At 61.0% G+C, this 17431-nt stretch carries 17 protein-coding genes, 2 pseudogenes and 1 riboswitch; of the genes and pseudogenes, 11 read left to right on the plus strand and 8 right to left on the minus strand.

Annotation, left to right across the window (positions count from 1 at the left end; translation table 11 throughout):
- On the minus strand, positions 1-897 hold an 897-nt coding region (gene hmpF / locus NW809_RS03890; RefSeq protein WP_414401561.1), incomplete at its 3' end, for a pilus motility taxis protein HmpF.
- Positions 898-1309: 412 nt separating this feature from the next.
- Between hmpF and trpC the strand changes: the two genes are divergently transcribed.
- The 6 genes from trpC (at position 1310) to NW809_RS03920 (ending at position 7553) form a co-directional block, all read left to right on the plus strand.
- Positions 1310-2230 carry an indole-3-glycerol phosphate synthase TrpC gene (gene trpC, locus NW809_RS03895; protein WP_011431168.1) on the plus strand — a complete coding sequence of 307 codons (921 nt, stop codon included), beginning with the start codon at positions 1310-1312 and terminating at the stop codon, positions 2228-2230.
- A gap of 40 nt (positions 2231-2270) precedes the next feature.
- The gene (locus NW809_RS03900; protein ID WP_011431169.1) at positions 2271-2510 is read left to right on the plus strand and encodes a DUF5340 domain-containing protein; all 240 of its coding nucleotides are present in this window, start codon (positions 2271-2273) and stop codon (positions 2508-2510) included.
- Positions 2511-2574: 64 nt separating this feature from the next.
- Positions 2575-2769, plus strand: a complete 195-nt coding sequence (locus NW809_RS03905) for a heavy-metal-associated domain-containing protein (protein ID WP_011431170.1) — start codon at positions 2575-2577, stop codon at positions 2767-2769.
- Positions 2770-2879: 110 nt separating this feature from the next.
- Positions 2880-5198, plus strand: coding sequence for a heavy metal translocating P-type ATPase (locus NW809_RS03910; protein WP_414401562.1), 2319 nt, complete (start codon positions 2880-2882; stop codon positions 5196-5198).
- A gap of 128 nt (positions 5199-5326) precedes the next feature.
- Positions 5327-5463, plus strand: a riboswitch (cobalamin riboswitch).
- A 29-nt stretch (positions 5464-5492) separates the two neighbouring features.
- On the plus strand, positions 5493-6533 hold the full coding sequence (locus NW809_RS03915) for a sirohydrochlorin chelatase (protein ID WP_414401563.1): 1041 nt from the start codon (positions 5493-5495) through the stop codon (positions 6531-6533).
- Positions 6534-6644: 111 nt separating this feature from the next.
- Positions 6645-7553 (plus strand): hypothetical protein, encoded by a 909-nt coding sequence (locus tag NW809_RS03920; protein WP_414401564.1) that lies wholly within the window; start codon positions 6645-6647, stop codon positions 7551-7553.
- Here the strand turns inward: NW809_RS03920 and NW809_RS03925 are convergent.
- From NW809_RS03925 to obgE, 5 genes and pseudogenes are all read right to left on the minus strand, one after another.
- Complete coding sequence (locus NW809_RS03925; protein WP_414401566.1) at positions 7550-7804, minus strand: PAP/fibrillin family protein; 255 nt, start codon at positions 7802-7804, stop codon at positions 7550-7552. The genes NW809_RS03920 and NW809_RS03925 overlap by 4 nt on opposite strands.
- Positions 7696-8184, minus strand: a pseudogene (locus NW809_RS03930) (PAP/fibrillin family protein); the annotation flags it as partial. The gene NW809_RS03925 and the pseudogene NW809_RS03930, both read right to left, overlap by 109 nt.
- 55 nt (positions 8185-8239) lie before the next feature.
- The gene (locus NW809_RS03935; RefSeq protein WP_011431175.1) at positions 8240-8947 is read right to left on the minus strand and encodes an L-threonylcarbamoyladenylate synthase; all 708 of its coding nucleotides are present in this window, start codon (positions 8945-8947) and stop codon (positions 8240-8242) included.
- A gap of 21 nt (positions 8948-8968) precedes the next feature.
- Positions 8969-9337: a hypothetical protein gene (locus NW809_RS03940; RefSeq protein ID WP_228375305.1), complete on the minus strand. Its 369-nt coding sequence runs from the start codon at positions 9335-9337 to the stop codon at positions 8969-8971.
- The gene (obgE, locus tag NW809_RS03945; RefSeq protein WP_414401567.1) at positions 9279-10436 is read right to left on the minus strand and encodes a GTPase ObgE; all 1158 of its coding nucleotides are present in this window, start codon (positions 10434-10436) and stop codon (positions 9279-9281) included. Before obgE ends, NW809_RS03940 begins: the two co-directional genes overlap by 59 nt.
- A 200-nt stretch (positions 10437-10636) precedes the next feature.
- Between obgE and NW809_RS03950 the strand changes: the two genes are divergently transcribed.
- The 5 genes from NW809_RS03950 (at position 10637) to NW809_RS03970 (ending at position 16804) form a co-directional block, all read left to right on the plus strand.
- Positions 10637-11608 (plus strand): 30S ribosomal protein S1, encoded by a 972-nt coding sequence (locus NW809_RS03950; protein WP_011431178.1) that lies wholly within the window; start codon positions 10637-10639, stop codon positions 11606-11608.
- A gap of 126 nt (positions 11609-11734) precedes the next feature.
- Positions 11735-13021, plus strand: a complete 1287-nt coding sequence (locus NW809_RS03955) for a recombinase family protein (RefSeq protein WP_011431180.1) — start codon at positions 11735-11737, stop codon at positions 13019-13021.
- Between the two features lie 380 nt (positions 13022-13401).
- Positions 13402-14238 carry a ferredoxin:protochlorophyllide reductase (ATP-dependent) iron-sulfur ATP-binding protein gene (gene bchL / locus NW809_RS03960; protein WP_414401565.1) on the plus strand — a complete coding sequence of 279 codons (837 nt, stop codon included), beginning with the start codon at positions 13402-13404 and terminating at the stop codon, positions 14236-14238.
- 158 nt (positions 14239-14396) lie between these two features.
- Positions 14397-15374, plus strand: a complete 978-nt coding sequence (locus NW809_RS03965; RefSeq protein WP_011431182.1) for a protochlorophyllide reductase — start codon at positions 14397-14399, stop codon at positions 15372-15374.
- Positions 15375-15403: 29 nt separating this feature from the next.
- Positions 15404-16804: a ferredoxin:protochlorophyllide reductase (ATP-dependent) subunit N gene (locus NW809_RS03970; RefSeq protein ID WP_011431183.1), complete on the plus strand. Its 1401-nt coding sequence runs from the start codon at positions 15404-15406 to the stop codon at positions 16802-16804.
- Here the strand turns inward: NW809_RS03970 and NW809_RS03975 are convergent.
- Both NW809_RS03975 and NW809_RS03980 read right to left on the minus strand, forming a co-directional pair.
- Positions 16801-17037 (minus strand): hypothetical protein, encoded by a 237-nt coding sequence (locus NW809_RS03975; protein ID WP_011431184.1) that lies wholly within the window; start codon positions 17035-17037, stop codon positions 16801-16803. The genes NW809_RS03970 and NW809_RS03975 overlap by 4 nt on opposite strands.
- Before the next feature lie 75 nt (positions 17038-17112).
- Positions 17113-17431, minus strand: a pseudogene (locus NW809_RS03980) (aspartate aminotransferase family protein); the annotation flags it as partial.

The following is a 17431-nucleotide window of genomic DNA, read 5'->3' on the forward strand; positions in this document are numbered from 1 at the left end:
GATCCTCTGCAGTTGCTCCTGATAGGCTCGCAGGGATCCCTGGCGGGCATGCCATTCGGCTTGGCTCTGCTCCAGGGATCGTTGGGATCCCCACCAGGCGGCGCAGCGCTCCCGCCAGGCATGGTAGTCTCGATCCAGCTCCTCCTGTTGAGCGTGGGCCTGCTGACGTTCTTGCTCCAGTTGGGCAATCTCTTGATTGAAGTGATCCTGCTGCTGCTGAACCTGGCTTTTTAAACTCTGGAGAACAGCCAAGGGATTCGCGGAGAAATGTAAACTCTCCTGAACTTCTTGCAACAAAATCTGGAGCTGGACCGCTTCTGCTTCCCCCAGCCGGCTGGAGCGGGCCTCTTGCAACTGAGCTTCCAGTTCCTGCCGTTGCCGGTTCAGGGCTTCTCGCTGTTCTCCGATCAGGCGCTGCTGCTCGGCCAGGTAGGCCTGCTGGGCTGCCAACTCCTCTTTGAGGCTGTCTAGAAGCTTGTGCTCTTCCTCCACGCCCTTGTATTGCTCGTACAGCCGCCGCACCTCCTCTTCTTGGGCTGCCAGCTCCATCTCGCGGCGGGTCAGCTCATGCGCCTGAAAGGTGAGGGACTTGCGCCAATTTTCAATCTCTTCCTCTTGGCTGCGGGCTTTGAGCTGAAGTTGGCTGAAGTTTTGTAGGTAGGTCACCAGTTGGCGAGCGGCTTCGTTGATGCGGGTAATCTGACGGCTGCCTGTGATTTCTGCCAGCACCAAGGCCCCATCCTTGAAGCGCCCGGCCTCCTGGGCGATGCGGCCCTCTAGAGTAATCGATTCTTCGTTCACGGCCACCCAGGTGTTGTCCTGCTGCTGCTTGGCTAGCAATTGCAGCGACGATTTGGCAAACCCAATCGGCTTGGATAGCTCTGCCAGGTACAGCACGCCCGAACTCCTTCAAAACAGCATGGACAGCAATATCCCAAACTCTGACTCAGCCGAGCATTTGCCCACAGTTGGGCAAGATGGGGAGACGAAACGGCTGCCGGAGCAAGGCACCCCGGGGCGCGAAAACCTGCGTCAAGCCTCTCGCTTGACCCGGGTTGACTTGGATCTGTCTCGAGCCATCTCGTCCTGAGCAGCACCTTTGTCTTGCCTCAAGCAGCGCCTCCGCCGGCTCTCTGCTTAACTGGCAGTCTAACCGGCATCGGCTGCTGCTCAGCCCTAAACTCAACCATAGAGTAAAAAAAACACCTTTGCCAGAGGCGGTTTGGGGATATTCGGAGTAGCTATTCAAACCGACAGCAGCACACTAGAGTAGTTTAGGGTGAGGTGTAGAGTTCTGTTCAGGGGTGGTATGGAGCTGGAAGGTGAGCTGCTTGCCGTTCGTCGGCGTTCTCCTGCCCCGCCGGTGGTGGTGGCCTCGCAGGTGTACCGGACAAAGGCTCCAGAGGCCGAGCCACGCCACATTTTGGAGGAGATCGTCTGGCACAAAGAGCAGGAGGTGGAGCGCCAACGGGAACAGCTTCCTCTGAAGCAATTGCAGCAGCAACTGGAGCAAGCGCCACCGGTGCGGGATTTTGTGGCAGCCCTCACCCAATCCCCTCACCCCGTTTCCCTTATCGCTGAGGTGAAAAAAGCTTCCCCCAGCCGTGGGGTTCTCCGCGATCCCTTTGATCCGGTGGCCATTGCCCAAAGCTACGAGGCGGCGGGAGCCAGTTGCCTGTCGGTGCTCACGGATGAGCGGTTTTTTCAGGGCAGCGGCGAGTACTTGCGCCAGATCCGCCAGGCGGTAGGGATCCCCATCTTGTGCAAGGAGTTCATCCTCTACCCTTACCAAATCCTCTGGGCCCGCACTCTGGGAGCGGATGCGGTGCTGTTGATTGCCGCCATTCTCTCGGATGCGGACTTGGGCTATTTTCTCAAGCTCATTCAGCAACTGGGCATGGCGGCTCTGTTGGAGGTGCACACTTGCCAAGAGTTGCAGCGGGTTTTGGCCTTGCCGCACCTGCAACAGGCCAAAGGACGGGTGCTGATCGGCATCAACAATCGGGATCTCAAAACCTTTGCGGTGGACTTGAACACGACGCGGGATCTCTTGGTCGCCCATCGGGAGCGCCTCGGCGATCTGCCGGTGGTCAGCGAGTCTGGCATCCACACCCCTGCTGACTTGCAGCAGTTGCGCAGTTGGGGGGTGCGCGCTGTGCTGGTGGGGGAAGCGCTGGTAACGCAGCCGGATCCCGGCCAAGCCGTCCGCTCCCTGTTGTCATCCCAGTAAGCCCAGGATTGTCAATGGATCCCAAGAAGGGCCTAGATCGATGAAACGTATTCCTGTGCCGGCTCACGTCCACTACGAATTTCTGCTGCGGGTTCTCGAGCGGCAAACGTTTCCCACTGTCGAAGAGCAGGATTTCGGCAACCGAGGCCGCACGCAAGAGCTGATCAACTCTCTGCGCAAAGCCCTGACCCAACAGTTGCAACTGGAAGAGGACTGGCGACAGCGGGGCTATCAGGTGGACTACCGCTGGAACATAGAGGAGCCTCAGCCACCCTCTTGACCTTCCAGCCCACTGGAAGGTTTAGCATCAAGCTGGTGGCATTGGGCTGGGGAGGTTTCCCAGGATGCAAGTTGTTTTGACGGTGCCGAAGCTGGCCTGCTCCGCTTGTGTGGACACCATCACGCAGGCGGTGCGGCAACAGGATCCCCAGGCGCAGGTGGAGGCGGATCCCAAGACCAAGCAGGTGCGGATTACGTCTGAGCAGCCGGAAAGTGTCTGGCGACAGGTGCTCGCCCAAGTGGGCTATCCGCCGGCCTAGCGATTTTTCCCTTGCCCGTCGGCAGTAGCGGGACAAGGTTCACAGGTGTGGTTTTCCCCTGGTTGGGGGAAAGAGGGCTTTTGCTATTAATTTTTGCTCTGAGGACAGCCATGTCTGATTCGGGTTCCCATTCCGCTGCCCCCGGCCTGTCCGCCTCATCTGCTGGCGGCACTTGGCGCTTGGCTATCCAGGGCATGAGCTGCGCCTCCTGCACTGCCGTCATTGAACAGGCCCTCAGTCGCGTGCGGGGCGTTACGGCACAAGCGGTCAACTTTGCCAGCGAGCAGGCCATCGTGCGAGGGGATCCCCGGCTGGTGAATCCGCAAGCCTTGATCCGGGCGGTGGAGCAGGCGGGGTATCAGGCGCGCTTGGTCGAAGACGATTGGCAACAGTCCGATCCGACCGACCCAGAACGGATCGCCCAACGGGCGGCAGAACGGGAATTGAAGCTGAAGGTGGCAATAGGAGTGGGCCTCAGCACGGTGCTGCTGATCGGATCCCTGCCGATGATGCTGGGGCGGGAGATCCCCGGCCTGCCCCCCTGGCTGCAGGATCCGTGGTTGCAGTTGCTGCTGACGGCGCCGGTGCAGTTTTGGGTGGGCCAGCCTTTTTATCGTGGCGCCTGGGCGGCTTGGCAGCGACGCTCGGCGGATATGAATACCTTGGTAGCTTTGGGAACGAGCGCCGCTTTTTTCTACTCCCTTTTTCCAACCCTCTTTCCCAACTTCTTCCACCAGCAGGGCCTGCACCCGGATGTGTACTACGAAGTGGCGGCGGTGGTCGTCACCCTGGTGCTGGTGGGCAAATGGATGGAGCAGCGGGCCAAGGGGCAAACCTCCGAGGCCATTCGCAAGCTGATCGGGCTGCAGCCGAAAACGGCAAGGGTCATCCGCGACGGGGTGGAGCAGGATATCCCGATTGCGGCGGTGCAGGTGGGGGATCGCATCCGGGTGCGCCCCGGTGAGAAGGTGCCAGTAGACGGGGTGATCCTGGAAGGATCCTCCAGCCTGGACGAGTCGATGGTGACGGGCGAGAGCCTGCCGGTGAGCAAGTCGGCAGGAGATGAGGTTATCGGGGCCACCCTCAACCAGACGGGCAGCTTTGTGATGGAAGCGCGGCGGGTGGGCAAAGATACGCTTCTGGCCCAGATCGTGCGCCTGGTGCAGGAGGCCCAGGGATCCAAAGCTCCCATTCAACAGGTGGCGGATCGGGTGACGGCCTGGTTTGTGCCGGCGGTGATCGGGGTAGCCATCCTAACTTTTGTGCTCTGGTGGGGGCTGGCGGGCAATCCGACGCTGGCTTTGGTGAACACCATTGGGGTGCTGATCATCGCCTGCCCTTGTGCGCTGGGGTTGGCCACCCCCACCTCGATCATGGTGGCGACGGGGCGGGGGGCAGAACTGGGGATCCTGGTGAAGCGGGCCGAAAGCCTGGAATGGCTGGCCCATCGCCTGGGCACAGTCGTCCTGGACAAAACCGGCACCCTCACCGAGGGCCGTCCCAGCGTCACCGAGATCTGGACGCCAGGATCTTCCCCCCTAGCCCTGTTGCGCCTGGCAGCAGCGGTGGAACAACACTCGGAACATCCGCTGGCCCAGGCAGTGGTGCAAAAAGCCGAAGCCGAAGGCATCTCGATCCCGCCGGCCCAGCACTTTCAGGCAAAAGTGGGCGAGGGGGCAGAAGCCTGGGTGGAGGATCAGTGGGTCGGCATCGGTCGGCTGAGCTGGTTGCAGGCGATGGGGATCGCTTGGGATCCCTCTTGGTTGGAGCGGGTTCAGACCTGGGAAAGCCAGGGCAAAACGGTGATCGGCGTGGCGCAATCCCACCGTCTGGTGGGGCTGTTGGCCATTGCCGACCCCATTAAACCCACCTCCCCTGTAGCGGTGCGCCAGCTTCAGGAGATGGGCCTGGAGGTGATCCTGCTGACCGGGGATAACCCCACCACCGCCCAGGCCATTGCTCGGCAGGCAGGCATTCGCCGGGTGATCGCCCAAGTCCGCCCTGAGCAAAAGGCAGCCTATATTCGCCAGCTCAGACGGCCCCGCCACCGGGTAGCGATGGTGGGAGATGGCATTAACGATGCGCCGGCACTGGCAGAAGCCGATGTGGGGATCGCCATCGGGACGGGCACCGATGTGGCCATAGCCGCCAGCGACATTACCCTGATATCCGGCGATTTGCGGGGCGTGGTTACCGCCATTCAACTTAGCCGCGCCACCCTTGCCAACATCCGCCAAAACCTCTTCTTCGCCTTTATCTACAACACGCTCGGGATCCCGATTGCCGCCGGGGCGCTCTACCCCTTCACCGGTTGGCTGCTCAACCCCATGCTGGCGGGGGCGGCCATGGCCCTGAGTTCCGTTTCGGTGGTCGCCAATGCCCTGCGCCTGCGACACTTTCGAGCCCACAGACCGGCAGGCCGGCGTTAGGCCTTCTCCCAGGGGCAAGGGGGATTAGCGCGGCAACAGTTTTGCTGCCCTTTGAGCATGAGTCTGCCGTACCGCTCATGCCTCAGGGCTATCTTCTGGCAGACAAGGACATCCCCCCCAGGGGGCTTGGTGAACGACAAGCGGCAAGCTAACCTAAAAGGCTCAGGCAGACTGGGGAAAGCGCGGTGCAAATCCGCCACTGTGACGCAACTGTGATGGGATCCCTCCCTCAGCCAGAACACCCACCTGCCGTTGTCCTGTACCCCTTGCGATTCACAAGGAACGGAGTTTTTTGTGTTGGATGTCCTCAGTTTTTCCCCTCCCCGTGCGGTTGGGCAGTTTTCTTCTCCTGCCTTGCCCCTGTTGCTCATCGGCCATGGATCCCGCGACCCTGAAGGGCGGCAAGCCTTTCTGGAGTTGGCCCAAGTCTACCAATCCCTCACTCCCCATCGACCGGTGATCCCCTGCTTTCTGGAGCTGACCCAGCCAACCATTGCCCAGGGGGTAGAGCAGTGCTTGGCCCAAGGGTGGCAGGAGATCGTGGCCCTGCCGCTGTTGCTGTTTGGGGCCCGCCACAACAAGTTCGATGTGACGATGGAACTGGATCGCCTGCAGGCCCTCTATCCCCAGTTGCGCATTCGTTACGGTGGGCCGCTGGGGATCCGCATCGAGATCCTGCAACTGCTGCGAGACCGATTGGCTGCTCTGATAGCTGCCCAACCGCGGCGGATCCCAGAGGCAGAAACCGTGCTCCTATTTGTGGGTCGCGGCTCCAGCGATCCTGAGGCCAATGCCGAAGCCTGTAAACTGGCTCGGCTGCTTTGGGAAGGATCCGGGTTTGCCGCTGTGGAGACCTGCTTTATCGGCATTACCCATCCCCGCCTGCCTGTGGGGTTGGAGCGGGCCTCGTCCTGGCAGCCGCGTCGGGTGATCGTGCTGCCCTACTTTCTGTTTACGGGGGTGTTGGTGAAAAAAATCGAGGCGGCAGTGGAGAAACAACGACAACGACAGCCGGAAATCGACTGGCTGATGCTGCCGGAATTGGGCCTTGTGGATACGGTGCTGCACAGCCTGCAGCAACTGGAGCAGGAAGCCCTGCAGGGCCAAACCCCGATGAACTGCCACCTGTGCAAGTTTCGCCTGGCCGTGAGCGCAGAGGTTGGAGCTGGATCCAGCCATCACCACCCTCACGAGCATCATGACCACCATCACGGGCACGGATCCCATCACCATCACTCTCACCATCACCACAACCACGGCCATACCCCCGCAGCAGCAGCGGATCCCTGGGCCGAATTGCAGAGCTACCACCAGCGGGCTTGGCAAGTGCCCTAAGCGAGAAACAGAGGCTGCCGGCGGGATAAACTGAGATGCAGGCAGGCGATCTGTGAACCTGACCTCTGGTTCTCCTGCTCCGGTGGTTCTGCTAGCGAAAAAACAGAAACGATGATGTTCTCCCGCTCCTCTTGGGTCTCAGGTGCCGCTGCCGCGGGGAGCGGGATCTTTGTCTTCGCGTTGGTGGTGGGCCTGCTGGATCAGATCCTGCCGACCCTGCCCAAGGTTTCCCTGTCCTTGGCCGGGATCCCTGGGCTCCTGGCTGCAATTGGGGCCTCCTACGGGGTTTGGCGGCTGGTTCAGATGGGTCTGCAGTCGCATTCCTGGCCTGACTTTCGAGAATCGCTGTTGGCGGCTGTGTCTCCCTTCGATCCTGCCGATCACGGTGGTAGGCCGCGGCAACCCGAAGTGGATCCGCGTCCTCTGCAAGTGGCTGAGGAGATCCGCCAAACCCAGCTCCGCCACCAAAAGATCCTCGACCGCACCAAGCAGCAGGTGAAAGCCGAAATCCAAACCTGCGAACGCCCCCAAGCGCAACTGCGCAGCGAGCAGCAGCGGTGCCGAGTTCTGCAGGCCCAAGCCCAACGGTTGCAACGGCACTTGCAAAATCTCCAAACATCATCCCCGCCCTCTTCCCCAAACTCCAAACCGGCCAAACCCACACCAGAGCGGGAACTGCGCCACAGGCTCCGCCAACTTCAATCGCAAGTTACCACCCTAAAAATAGAGCTGGAACGGCAAGGGATCCAACTGCAGCAGTCGGAAGCCGAGCGGGCCCAACTCCAGCAGCAGCAGCAAAAACTTAAGCGCCTCCTGCAGCGCACAAAATCCGAAAACCAAAAGCTGCGCTCCCAACAGGAGGAATGGGCCCGGCAACTGGAGCAATCCCAGCAGGAGTTGCGGACTTTGCGGGAGTCCTACCGCGCCCTGCAGACCCTCTGGGAGATAGGCTCTACCCTAACTCCCAAGACGACTGCTTCTGAAATTGCCGCCGCCGAACTCTCTGGCACCTCCGGCTAGCCGCAGCCTCGGCTCACCCGCTGCAGGACAAACACACTCCCTTCGCTGCCACGCCCAATCCGCAGGTCCTCATCCAAATAGGATAGGTGATATCCAGCCAACCCCTTGGCTCGCGGCGGCGAACGTCGATCTGCACCGCCGGGATCCGTTTGGGATCCCGCTCGAGCAGATAGAGAAAACTCTCGATCTCGTAGCTCATCAAGGCCTGGGATCCGAGCACCAAGCGCTCGAAAATGACCCTGACCCGGCATTCCGACTCTGGGTAGAAGCGGGCCGCCACCGCCACAACTCCCCGGGGCAGCCAAGCCTGCAGCCAGCCGGATCCCTGGATCTCCGCCACGTTAAAGACCCGCCCAGCTTTGGCCCGAATGCACTGGTAGATCTCGCCGGTGGTCAGAAGGGGCAACTGGGCCAGCCGCAGCAGGTCTGTGCTGGTGGTAAATAGGGTAAGCCAGTTCCCCTCCAACTGTTCAGGAACAGAGGTTGGCCTGGGGGTGGGGTTGAGCGCCTCCAAAGCAGCAATGTGAGACAAGATCTGGGCTTTCTGGTCAGGGGAAACCTTCCGGCCTCGGTCAGCCCCCTCCAGCAGGCGCAACAGGGCCAGCTTTTGCTCAGCCAAAGACTCAGGCATGGGCACACTCCACAGGCACCGGCCCTATTCTAGAGAACACGGGATCCCTCTGCCCTCAACCCTCCGCTTCCACCGGCTTCAGATTTAGATTTATTAGATCCGCCACCTGCTCGTACCCCAAGCCGGCCCGCACCAGCAGCGGCTCCGGCCCCGTGAGATCGATCACCGTCGAGACCTGGGCCCGATAGGGAGCCTCGTCATCCAGCACCAAATCCACCTGTTTCTCCAACTGTCGCATTTCCTCGGCGGTAAAGATTCCCCCCTCTTCCCAATCCCCAGCAGAGTCAAAACCCACCTCCAAAGAGCCGACGGGATCCCCGCCCAGCTTGGCCGAGGTGGAGACGATGGGATTGCCCAGCTCGGCCAACAGCGCCTGACAGATGGCCGAATCGGGCACGCGGATGCCGGTGGTTTTCCGCTTGGGATCCATGACCAACTTGGGCACCAGCTTGGTGGCCGGCAGCAAAAACGTAAACGGGCCCGGGATCAGCCGCCGCATCAGCCGATAGGCGGGATCGCTCACTTGGGCATACTGGGCAATTTGGGAAAGCGAAGGGCACAAAAAGGTGAGGGGCTTGTCGTTGGAAAGCCGCTTGAGACGCCTTACCCGCTCCACCGCCTGCTTGTGGGTGACATCGCAGCCAATGGCATAGACCGTATCGGTGGGGTAAAGCATGACCGCCCCTTCCCGCAGAGCGGCTGCAATCCGTTGGATGGAACGGGCCTGGGGATGCTGTGGATGGAGCTTAAAATACTCGGCCATTCGGGAGAAAAAAGCAAAACCTCAAGACTCGGAGCGGCTAGGGCTTTCCACCACTTCCGCAACTCCCCCAGAACGAGGGGTAGGCGGCACCGACAGGGATCCCTGCGGCCAATCTTTTAGCCGTTGCATCAGCGCTTGAATATGCAGACGAGGCAAATAGGGCCAGTCGCCTGCTTCCTCCAAATCCTGAAGCACCCGATAGAGCTCTTGCCGGGTGTTGGGCAAAGACTCTCGGAAAGCCCCCTCCAAAATCGTGCGGTGCAGATCCTCCAACAACCGCAGGAGCATCAACAGCTCCACACAAGCTCCCGCCCTCGCCTGGGCCGCCTGCTCAATGGCCAACTTGATCTGGCGCAAATCGGGGGGCAGATCCTCCGCCGAGATATACATAGCCGCTCATCTCTGAGTTTTGGGAAGGCAGGGGCACTCCTATTCTAAGATTCTCCTGCCCCCGAACTGGCTGGATTTTGCTAGCCGCCGCGGGTCGATGGAGATCCGGATCCCGGCCCAGGCACTGCCACACCCGCTGCAACAAGGGCTCCAGCCCCTGCCTGGCAACCGCCGAGATGGCCGATACCGGGGCACCGGCAGCCATTGACAGCCGCTGGGTGCGCTCGCTCACCTCCTGGGGCTCAAGGGCATCGATCTTGTTCAAAACCACAATCTGCGGCTTGTCGCTTAGCCCGTGGCCGTAGGCGCGCAGCTCCTGCTGAATGATTTGGTAATCCCTGACGGGATCTGCTGCTGTGCCGTCCACCAGGTGGATCAACACCCGCGTGCGCTCCACATGGCGCAAAAAGTCGTGGCCCAACCCCACCCCTCGGTGTGCCCCCTCGATCAGTCCGGGAATGTCGGCAAACACCACCCCATCCCCGGCAGGATGGGGCACCACTCCCAAATTGGGCTGCAGGGTGGTGAAGGGGTAATCGGCGATCTTGGGCCGGGCGGACGAGACCACCGAGATCAGGGTGGATTTGCCCGCATTGGGCATACCGACGATCCCCACCTCGGCAAGGAGCTTTAGCTCCAGGCGCAGGCGTCGCCGCTCTCCCGGTTGGCCCCTGGTAAATTGGCGGGGAGCCCGATTGTGGTTGCTGAGAAAATGGGCATTGCCCAGGCCGCCTTTCCCGCCCCGAGCCACCAGCAGCCGATCCCCGGGCTGCACCAGATCCCCCAGCAGCTCGCCGGTCTCTGTGTCGAACACCATTGTGCCGCAGGGCACCCGCACCAGCCGATCCGCACCACTGGCGCCACTGCGATGGTTGGGCCCCCCTTTGGCCCCATGTTCTGCCTTGATCACCGGCTGAAAACGAAAATCCAACAAGGTCTGCAGGCCGGGATCTGCCACCAGGATCACCGAGCCGCCCCGTCCTCCATTGCCCCCTGAGGGCCCTCCGGCGGGCACATACTTTTCCCGGCGAAAGGCAACAATGCCATCTCCGCCGTTCCCCGCCTGCACTTCAATTTCCGCCTGGTCGATAAAGTGCAATCGCCCCTCTCCCACCTGTGGCCCTCTCTCTCTAGCTTGGCAGGATCGCGAGGAAGTTTGCCACAAAAGCTGCCCTCTTAAGCTACTATAGTATTTCCCAAGCCATTGCCTGTCCCGCCTGGGAGGGTGAGCGAGTATGGGAGCTGTTCCTTACAAGTTCAACTGCTAATTCGCATCAACTGCTCTGCTGTTACACCCCTATGAGTCGATTCACCGCTGCTGCCGATGTAGGTTTCACCACCGAGGACTTTGCCGCCCTCTTGGATAAGTACGACTATCACTTCAGCCCTGGCGAAATTGTAGCTGGCACGGTATTTTCGGTGGAGCCGGGCGGTGCGTTGATCGATATTGGGGCCAAGACGGCTGCCTTCCTGCCTTTGCAGGAGATGTCCATCAGCCGGATAGAGGATCCGCACGAGGTGCTGCAGCCGGGAGAGACGCGCGAGTTTTTTATCCTCACCGAAGAAAATGAAGAGGGGCAACTGACCCTCTCCATCCGCCGCATCGAGTACATGCGGGCCTGGGAGCGGGTGCGGCAGCTACAAAAAGAAGACGCCACGGTGCGGGCCACCATTTTTGCCACCAACCGCGGAGGCGCCCTGGTGCGTATTGAGGGACTGCGCGGCTTTATCCCCGGCTCCCACATCAGCAGCCGCAAGCCCAAGGAAGAGCTGGTGGGCGAAGAGCTGCCCCTGAAGTTTTTGGAGGTGGACGAAGACCGCAACCGACTGGTGTTGAGCCATCGCCGCGCCCTGGTGGAGCGGAAGATGAACAAGCTGGAGGTGGGCGAGGTAGTGGTCGGCACGGTGCGCGGCATCAAGCCTTACGGTGCCTTCATCGACATTGGCGGCGTCTCTGGCTTGCTGCACATTTCCGAGATCTCCCACGAGCATGTCGACACGCCTCACAGCGTCTTCAACGTCAACGACGAAGTGAAGGTGATGATCATCGACCTAGACGCAGAACGGGGTCGCATCTCGCTGTCTACCAAGCAACTGGAGCCCAATCCCGGCGACATGCTGCGAGATCCCAAGCTGGTTTACGAAAAAGCAGAAGAAATGGCGGCCAAGTACCGCGAGCAACTGCGGGCTGCCAAGCAAGGACAAGTCGAGGAGGCGCCGCTGGAGGTTTCGGAAGAGGAGCTGGAATACGCGGCTGCGGCGGTGGAGTAAAGCCATCTTGCGGAGAGCCTTCGGCGGCCAAGGCTTGCCGGTTTGTCTCTCCCTTAGCCTAGCTGGGATCCCTGGCCAAGAGGGGTGTCGGGTGCGGGTACAGCAGCGGTGAGAGTTTGCTTGTCCATGAGCGTTTGCGGCTACCTCTACACGCCCGCCCATGCCTCTTGGCCAGACCAGGAGCTGGCCTGGTTGAAAGCACACGGGGCCGATCCCATCTGGCACGACTGGGGATCCCGCATCCATCTGGAAGAGCTGTTGCAGGGCATTGCCGCCGGATCGGTGCAGCAGGTGCTGCTGGTGCGCCTGGCGGATCTGGGGGATCGAGTGGAGGAAGTCCACCAACGGCTATTGCAGATCCAACAAGCGGGGCTCCGCCTCAGCTTGGTCAACGAGTCCGGCCTGCACACCCCCAGCGCTGCTGCCGATTGGATCCCGCTGCTGGCCGAGCTCCCCCATCAATTGCAGAGCCGCCGCCTCTGCTGCAGCCAAGCCCAAAACCGTCTAGCGGGCAAGCCTCCCCCTGGGCCTGCCCCCTTTGGCTACCGCCGCGAAGGGGATCGCTACGCGCTGGATCGCCGCCAAGCCCCCATTGTTCAGGATTTTTTCCAGCACTTTCTTCTCTACGGATCCTTGCGCCAGGCGGTGCGCTTCATCGCTGAAAAACACCACAAGCGCATTTCGGTGGCCACCGGGCGCAACTGGCTGCTCAACCCGGTCTATCGTGGAGATCTGGCCTACGCCGACGGCACCGTTCTGCGCGATACCCACCCGGCTCTCCTCAGCCGCGCCGAGGCCGCCCAGATCGATCGCTGGCTCAAACGCAACCAAAAGATCCCGCGCCGCAGCGCCAGCGCCCCCCGCGCCTTGGCCGGCCTAGTCCATTGCCGCGTCTGCGGCAGCCTTCTGCGCATTGTGCAAACCACCCCTCGCAAGGCCAAGAAGAACGGCTCCTCCTACCTCTACCTGCGTTGCCAAACCTGTCGCTACAGCCTCCACTACGCCGCCGTTCTGCAGGAGGTGATCCGCCAAGTCTGCCAACAGCTCCCCCAGCGGGCCCAAAACCTGGATCGGCAGGCCCTGGATCAAACCCGCCAACAGCTCCAAGCCCAGATCCAAGCCAACAGCGAGCGGCTGCGACAACTGGAGGAGCTGCAGCAATCTGGACTAATGGACGAACCTGCCCTGGCCCAGCGCTGCTACCAGTTGCGGGCGGAAACGGCCCGCTTGGCCCAAAAGCTGGAACAGCTCCCCCCCGCCAACTTCCTCCAGATTGCCCAAACTCTCTCCATCCCGCCCTTCTGGCAAGACCTCAGCGAGAGTGAGCGCCGCGCCTACCTGCGGGAATTCCTGCGCAGGGTTGAGGTGGATTCTACAGGGGCCGTGCAGATGACCTTTGCCTTCGATCCCTAAGGGATCCCTTTTGAATTGCCGATTCCGCCGCTCCTCTGGACATTGAGACAATTCTTGAGACCCGCCCTCACACCGGGAACAGGGATCCCGCCAGCCGTCTCCATCGGCTTGACGGGAGGACGTTTGTCGTCAGCGCTCGTCAGAGGCGAGGAGAGAGGCATAATTTGCTTTTGATCTACTTTTATACAAAAACAAAAAACAAAAGCTGATAAACATCTAAAATCTAGCTCTAAAAATCTTTTGGACGGAATTTTGTCTGTCCAGCGATTTAGGAAACTCCTTTAACCTGTTTTAGACTTCCCTTAACTCTTCTTAACACTTCTCAGGAGGTGGATGGGCTGCCGATAATGGCCTTTGCCAGGCTTGTGGAGGAACGTGCTGTGAAGTTGGCAGTTTACGGAAAGGGTGGGATCGGCAAGTCCACCACCAGTTGCAACCTCTCGGTGGCTTTGGCCAAGCGGGGCAAAAAGGTTCTGCAGATCGGCTGTGATCCCAAGCACGACAGCACCTTCACCCTGACCGGCTTTTTGATCCCCACCATCATCGACACTCTGGAGGCCAAGGGCTACCACTACGAAGACATCTACCCGGAGGACGTGATCTACCGCGGCTATGGCGGCGTAGATTGCGTCGAGGCGGGCGGTCCACCGGCGGGGGCCGGCTGTGGCGGCTATGTGGTGGGGGAGACCGTCAAACTCCTGAAGGAGCTAAATGCTTTCGATGAATACGACGTCATTCTCTTCGACGTGCTGGGGGACGTGGTGTGCGGCGGCTTTGCTGCCCCCCTCAACTACGCCGACTACTGCGTGATCGTGACCGACAACGGCTTTGACGCCCTCTTTGCCGCCAATCGCATTGCCGCCTCGGTGCGGGAGAAGGCCAAAACCCGCAAGCTGCGGCTGGCCGGGTTGATCGGCAATCGCACCAGCAAGCGGGATCTCATCGACCAATACGTCTCGGCAGTGCCCATGCCCGTGCTCGAGGTGTTGCCACTGCTCGAGGACATTCGCATCTCGCGGGTGAAGGGCAAAACCCTCTTCGAGATGGCAGAGACGGATCCCAGCCTGGAGCCCGTCTGTCAGTACTACCTGAACATCGCCGACGAGCTGCTGGCCCGCCCGGAGGGGATCGTGCCCCGGCCTGCCGAGGATCGGGAGCTGTTTGCCCTGCTTTCGGACTTTTACAAAACCCCCGTGCGGGAGCCGGCGCTGGTGTAAGGGATCCCAAGCCTGCCAGCTTGCCGGTGTGTCTAAAAGTGAAGCAATTGTTTCGAAAAACCGTCGCAAACCTTATCAATTCGTTGTCTGGCCCGCTTTCCACTCCAAGATGGATTGTGCAGGAAATCCCTCTTGAGGACATGGCAGAGGAGTTGGATATGCAAGCACAAGCGCAACCCACCGTGGTGATTACCGGAGCTTCTTCCGGCGTCGGCCTGTATGCGGCTTTGGCTTTGGCCAAGCGGGGCTGGCACGTGGTGATGGCCTGTCGGGATCTGGACAAAGGCCGGCGGATGGCCCAGCAGGTGGGGATCCCCCAGGGCAGCTACACCTTGATGCCGATCGATCTGGCCAGCCTGGCCAGTGTGCGGCAATTTGTCGAGCAATTTCGCCAGTCGGGCCGCTCTCTGGATGCCCTGGTGTGCAACGCCGCCATCTACATGCCCTTGCTCAAGCAGCCCCTGCGCAGCCCGGAGGGCTATGAGCTGACCATGGCCACCAACCACCTGGGGCACTTCTTGCTCTGCCATTTGATGCTGGAGGATCTGAAGCGCTCCACTTACCCGGATCGGCGGCTGGTGATCTTGGGCACCGTCACCCACAACCCCAAGGAGCTGGGGGGCAAGATCCCGCCCCAACCCCACCTGGGGGATCTGCGGGGTTTTGCCCAGGGTTTCAAGGAGCCGATCAGCATGGCCGATGGCGGCAAGTTCGATCCCGTCAAGGCCTACAAAGACAGCAAAGTCTGCAACATCCTCACCATGCGGGAGCTGCACCGCCGCTTCCACGAGAGCACCGGCATCACCTTCCTCTCCCTCTACCCCGGCTGCGTGGCGGAAACAGGCCTCTTCCGCCATCACTATCCCCTGTTCCAAAAGCTCTTCCCCTGGTTTCAAAAAAACATCACCGGTGGCTATGTCTCCCAGGAGCTGGCCGGCGAGCGGGTGGCCCAGGTGGTGGCGGATCCCGAGTTTCGCCAGTCAGGGTTCTACTGGAGCTGGGGCAACCGGCAACGCAAGAATGCCAAGCCCTTTAACCAAGAAGTCTCGGACGAAGCAGGGGACGAGGCCAAGGCCAAGCTGCTCTGGGATCTGAGCGAAAAATTGGTGGGCGTGCCCCAGTTGGTCGCCCTCTAGCTTGACAAACCCTTTTCTAGGAGCCGACGATGACTGCTGCTGTGGATACTTCCAATACCCTCCACTTTCAATGCGAGACCGGCAACTACCACACCTTCTGCCCGATTAGTTGCGTGGCCTGGCTCTACCCCAAAATCGAAGACAGCTTCTTTTTGGTGATCGGCACCAAAACCTGTGGCTACTTTTTGCAAAATGCCATGGGGGTGATGATCTTCGCCGAGCCGCGCTATGCCATGGCCGAGCTGGAAGAGGGAGATATCAGCGCCAAGCTCAACGACTACGAGGAGCTGAAGCGGCTGTGCCTGCAAATCCAGCGGGATCGCAACCCCAGCGTCATCGTCTGGATCGGCACCTGCACCACCGAGATCATCAAAATGGATCTGGAGGGCCTGGCACAGAAGCTAGAGGCCGAGATCGGGATCCCGATTGTGGTGGCGCGGGCCAACGGCCTCGACTACGCCTTTACCCAGGGGGAAGACACGGTGTTGGCTTCCATGGCCCAGCGCTGCCCGGAGCAGGTGCAGGAAGAGGAGCGGGAGACGCGGGGCGGCCTGCAGGCCCTTTTCTACGGGCTGCGCTCCGGCAAAAAGAAAGAGGAAGAGGGCTTCCACCCCCACCCGCCGCTGGTCATCTTCGGCTCCGTGCCGGATCCGGTGGTTACCCAACTCACTCTGGAGCTGAAAAAATACGGGATCCGCGTCTCCGGCTGGCTGCCGGCCAAGCGCTACGGGGAGCTGCCGGCCATCGAGCCGGGCACCCATGTGGTGGGGGTGAATCCTTTCCTCAGCCGCACCGCCACCACGCTGGTGCGCCGCAAAAAGGCCAAGCTCATCCCTGCTCCTTTTCCCATCGGGCCAGATGGCACCCGCGCCTGGATCGAAGCCATTGCCCGCGAGCTGGGGATCCCGACTCCAGGCCTGGCAGAGCGGGAAGCGGAAGTGTGGCGCCACCCCCAAGTTCAAGAGTACCTGGGCCTGCTGCGGGGCAAGAGCGTCTTCTTCATGGGGGATAACCTGCTGGAGGTCTCCCTGGCCCGCTTCCTGGTGCGCTGCGGCATGACGGTGCAGGAAATCGGGATCCCTTACCTCGACAAGCGCTACCAAGCCGCCGAGCTGGCCCTCTTGGAGCGCACCTGCGAGGAGATGGGGGTGCCCAAGCCCACCCTGGTGGAGAAGCCGGATAACTACCACCAACTGCAGCGCATCAAAGCCCTGCAGCCGGATCTGGTGATCACGGGCATGGCCCACGCCAACCCCCTCGAGGCCCGCGGCATCACCACCAAATGGTCGGTGGAGTTTACCTTTGCCCCGATCCACGGCTTCGGCAACACCCAGGCGCTGCTGGAGTTGGTCACCCGCCCGCTGCGGCGCAACGCCGCCCTCAAAGGCTTGGGCTGGGAACAGTTGGTACGCGAAGAAGCTTCTGTCTAGCCCTCTGGCTCCTCGTTGTCGAAGAGCAAGCCGTCCAGGTGATCCGGAAGTTGCTGCCGGTCGATCCAGACCATGCCCGCCAAAATCGCCTCGGCCTCATTTTGGAAGTAGCCGTAGGCTTTGGCAGCAGGCTCCACTGAGCCATCCTGACGTAGCCGCTGGCAGCAAAAGATAAACCCCTTGTCGGTAGTTTGGGTGGTGATGCGCCAGTTGCGGTGGATGTGCTCGGCCATGGTCGGGGATCCCAATGCAGCAAGGGAGCTCCCTCACCCCCAACCCCTCTCTCAAGGGGAGAGGGGAGAAAAACCCTAGAGCGTGCGCAGCACCTCTCGCGCTGCCTCTAGGGTTCTCTCCACATCGGCCTCGGTGTGGGCCAGGGAAGTGAAGCCGGCCTCAAATTGCGAGGGCGCCAGATACACCCCCCGCTCCAGCATGCCGCGGTGGAAGCGGGCAAACTTCTGCAAATCCGAGCGCTTGGCCTCCTCGTAGTTGCGCACCGGGCCGGCGGTGAAGAAAAAGCCGAACATGCCGGGCAAATAGCCCCCGCACATCTCATGACCGGTCTCTTGTGCAATCTGCAGCAGCCCCGTCGCCAACTGCTCGGTAATCCGCTCCAGATACTCATAG

The sequence above is a fragment of the Synechococcus sp. WC101 genome (assembly GCF_047461555.1).
In the GTDB taxonomy this organism is placed as follows: Bacteria; Cyanobacteriota; Cyanobacteriia; order Thermostichales; family Thermostichaceae; genus Thermostichus.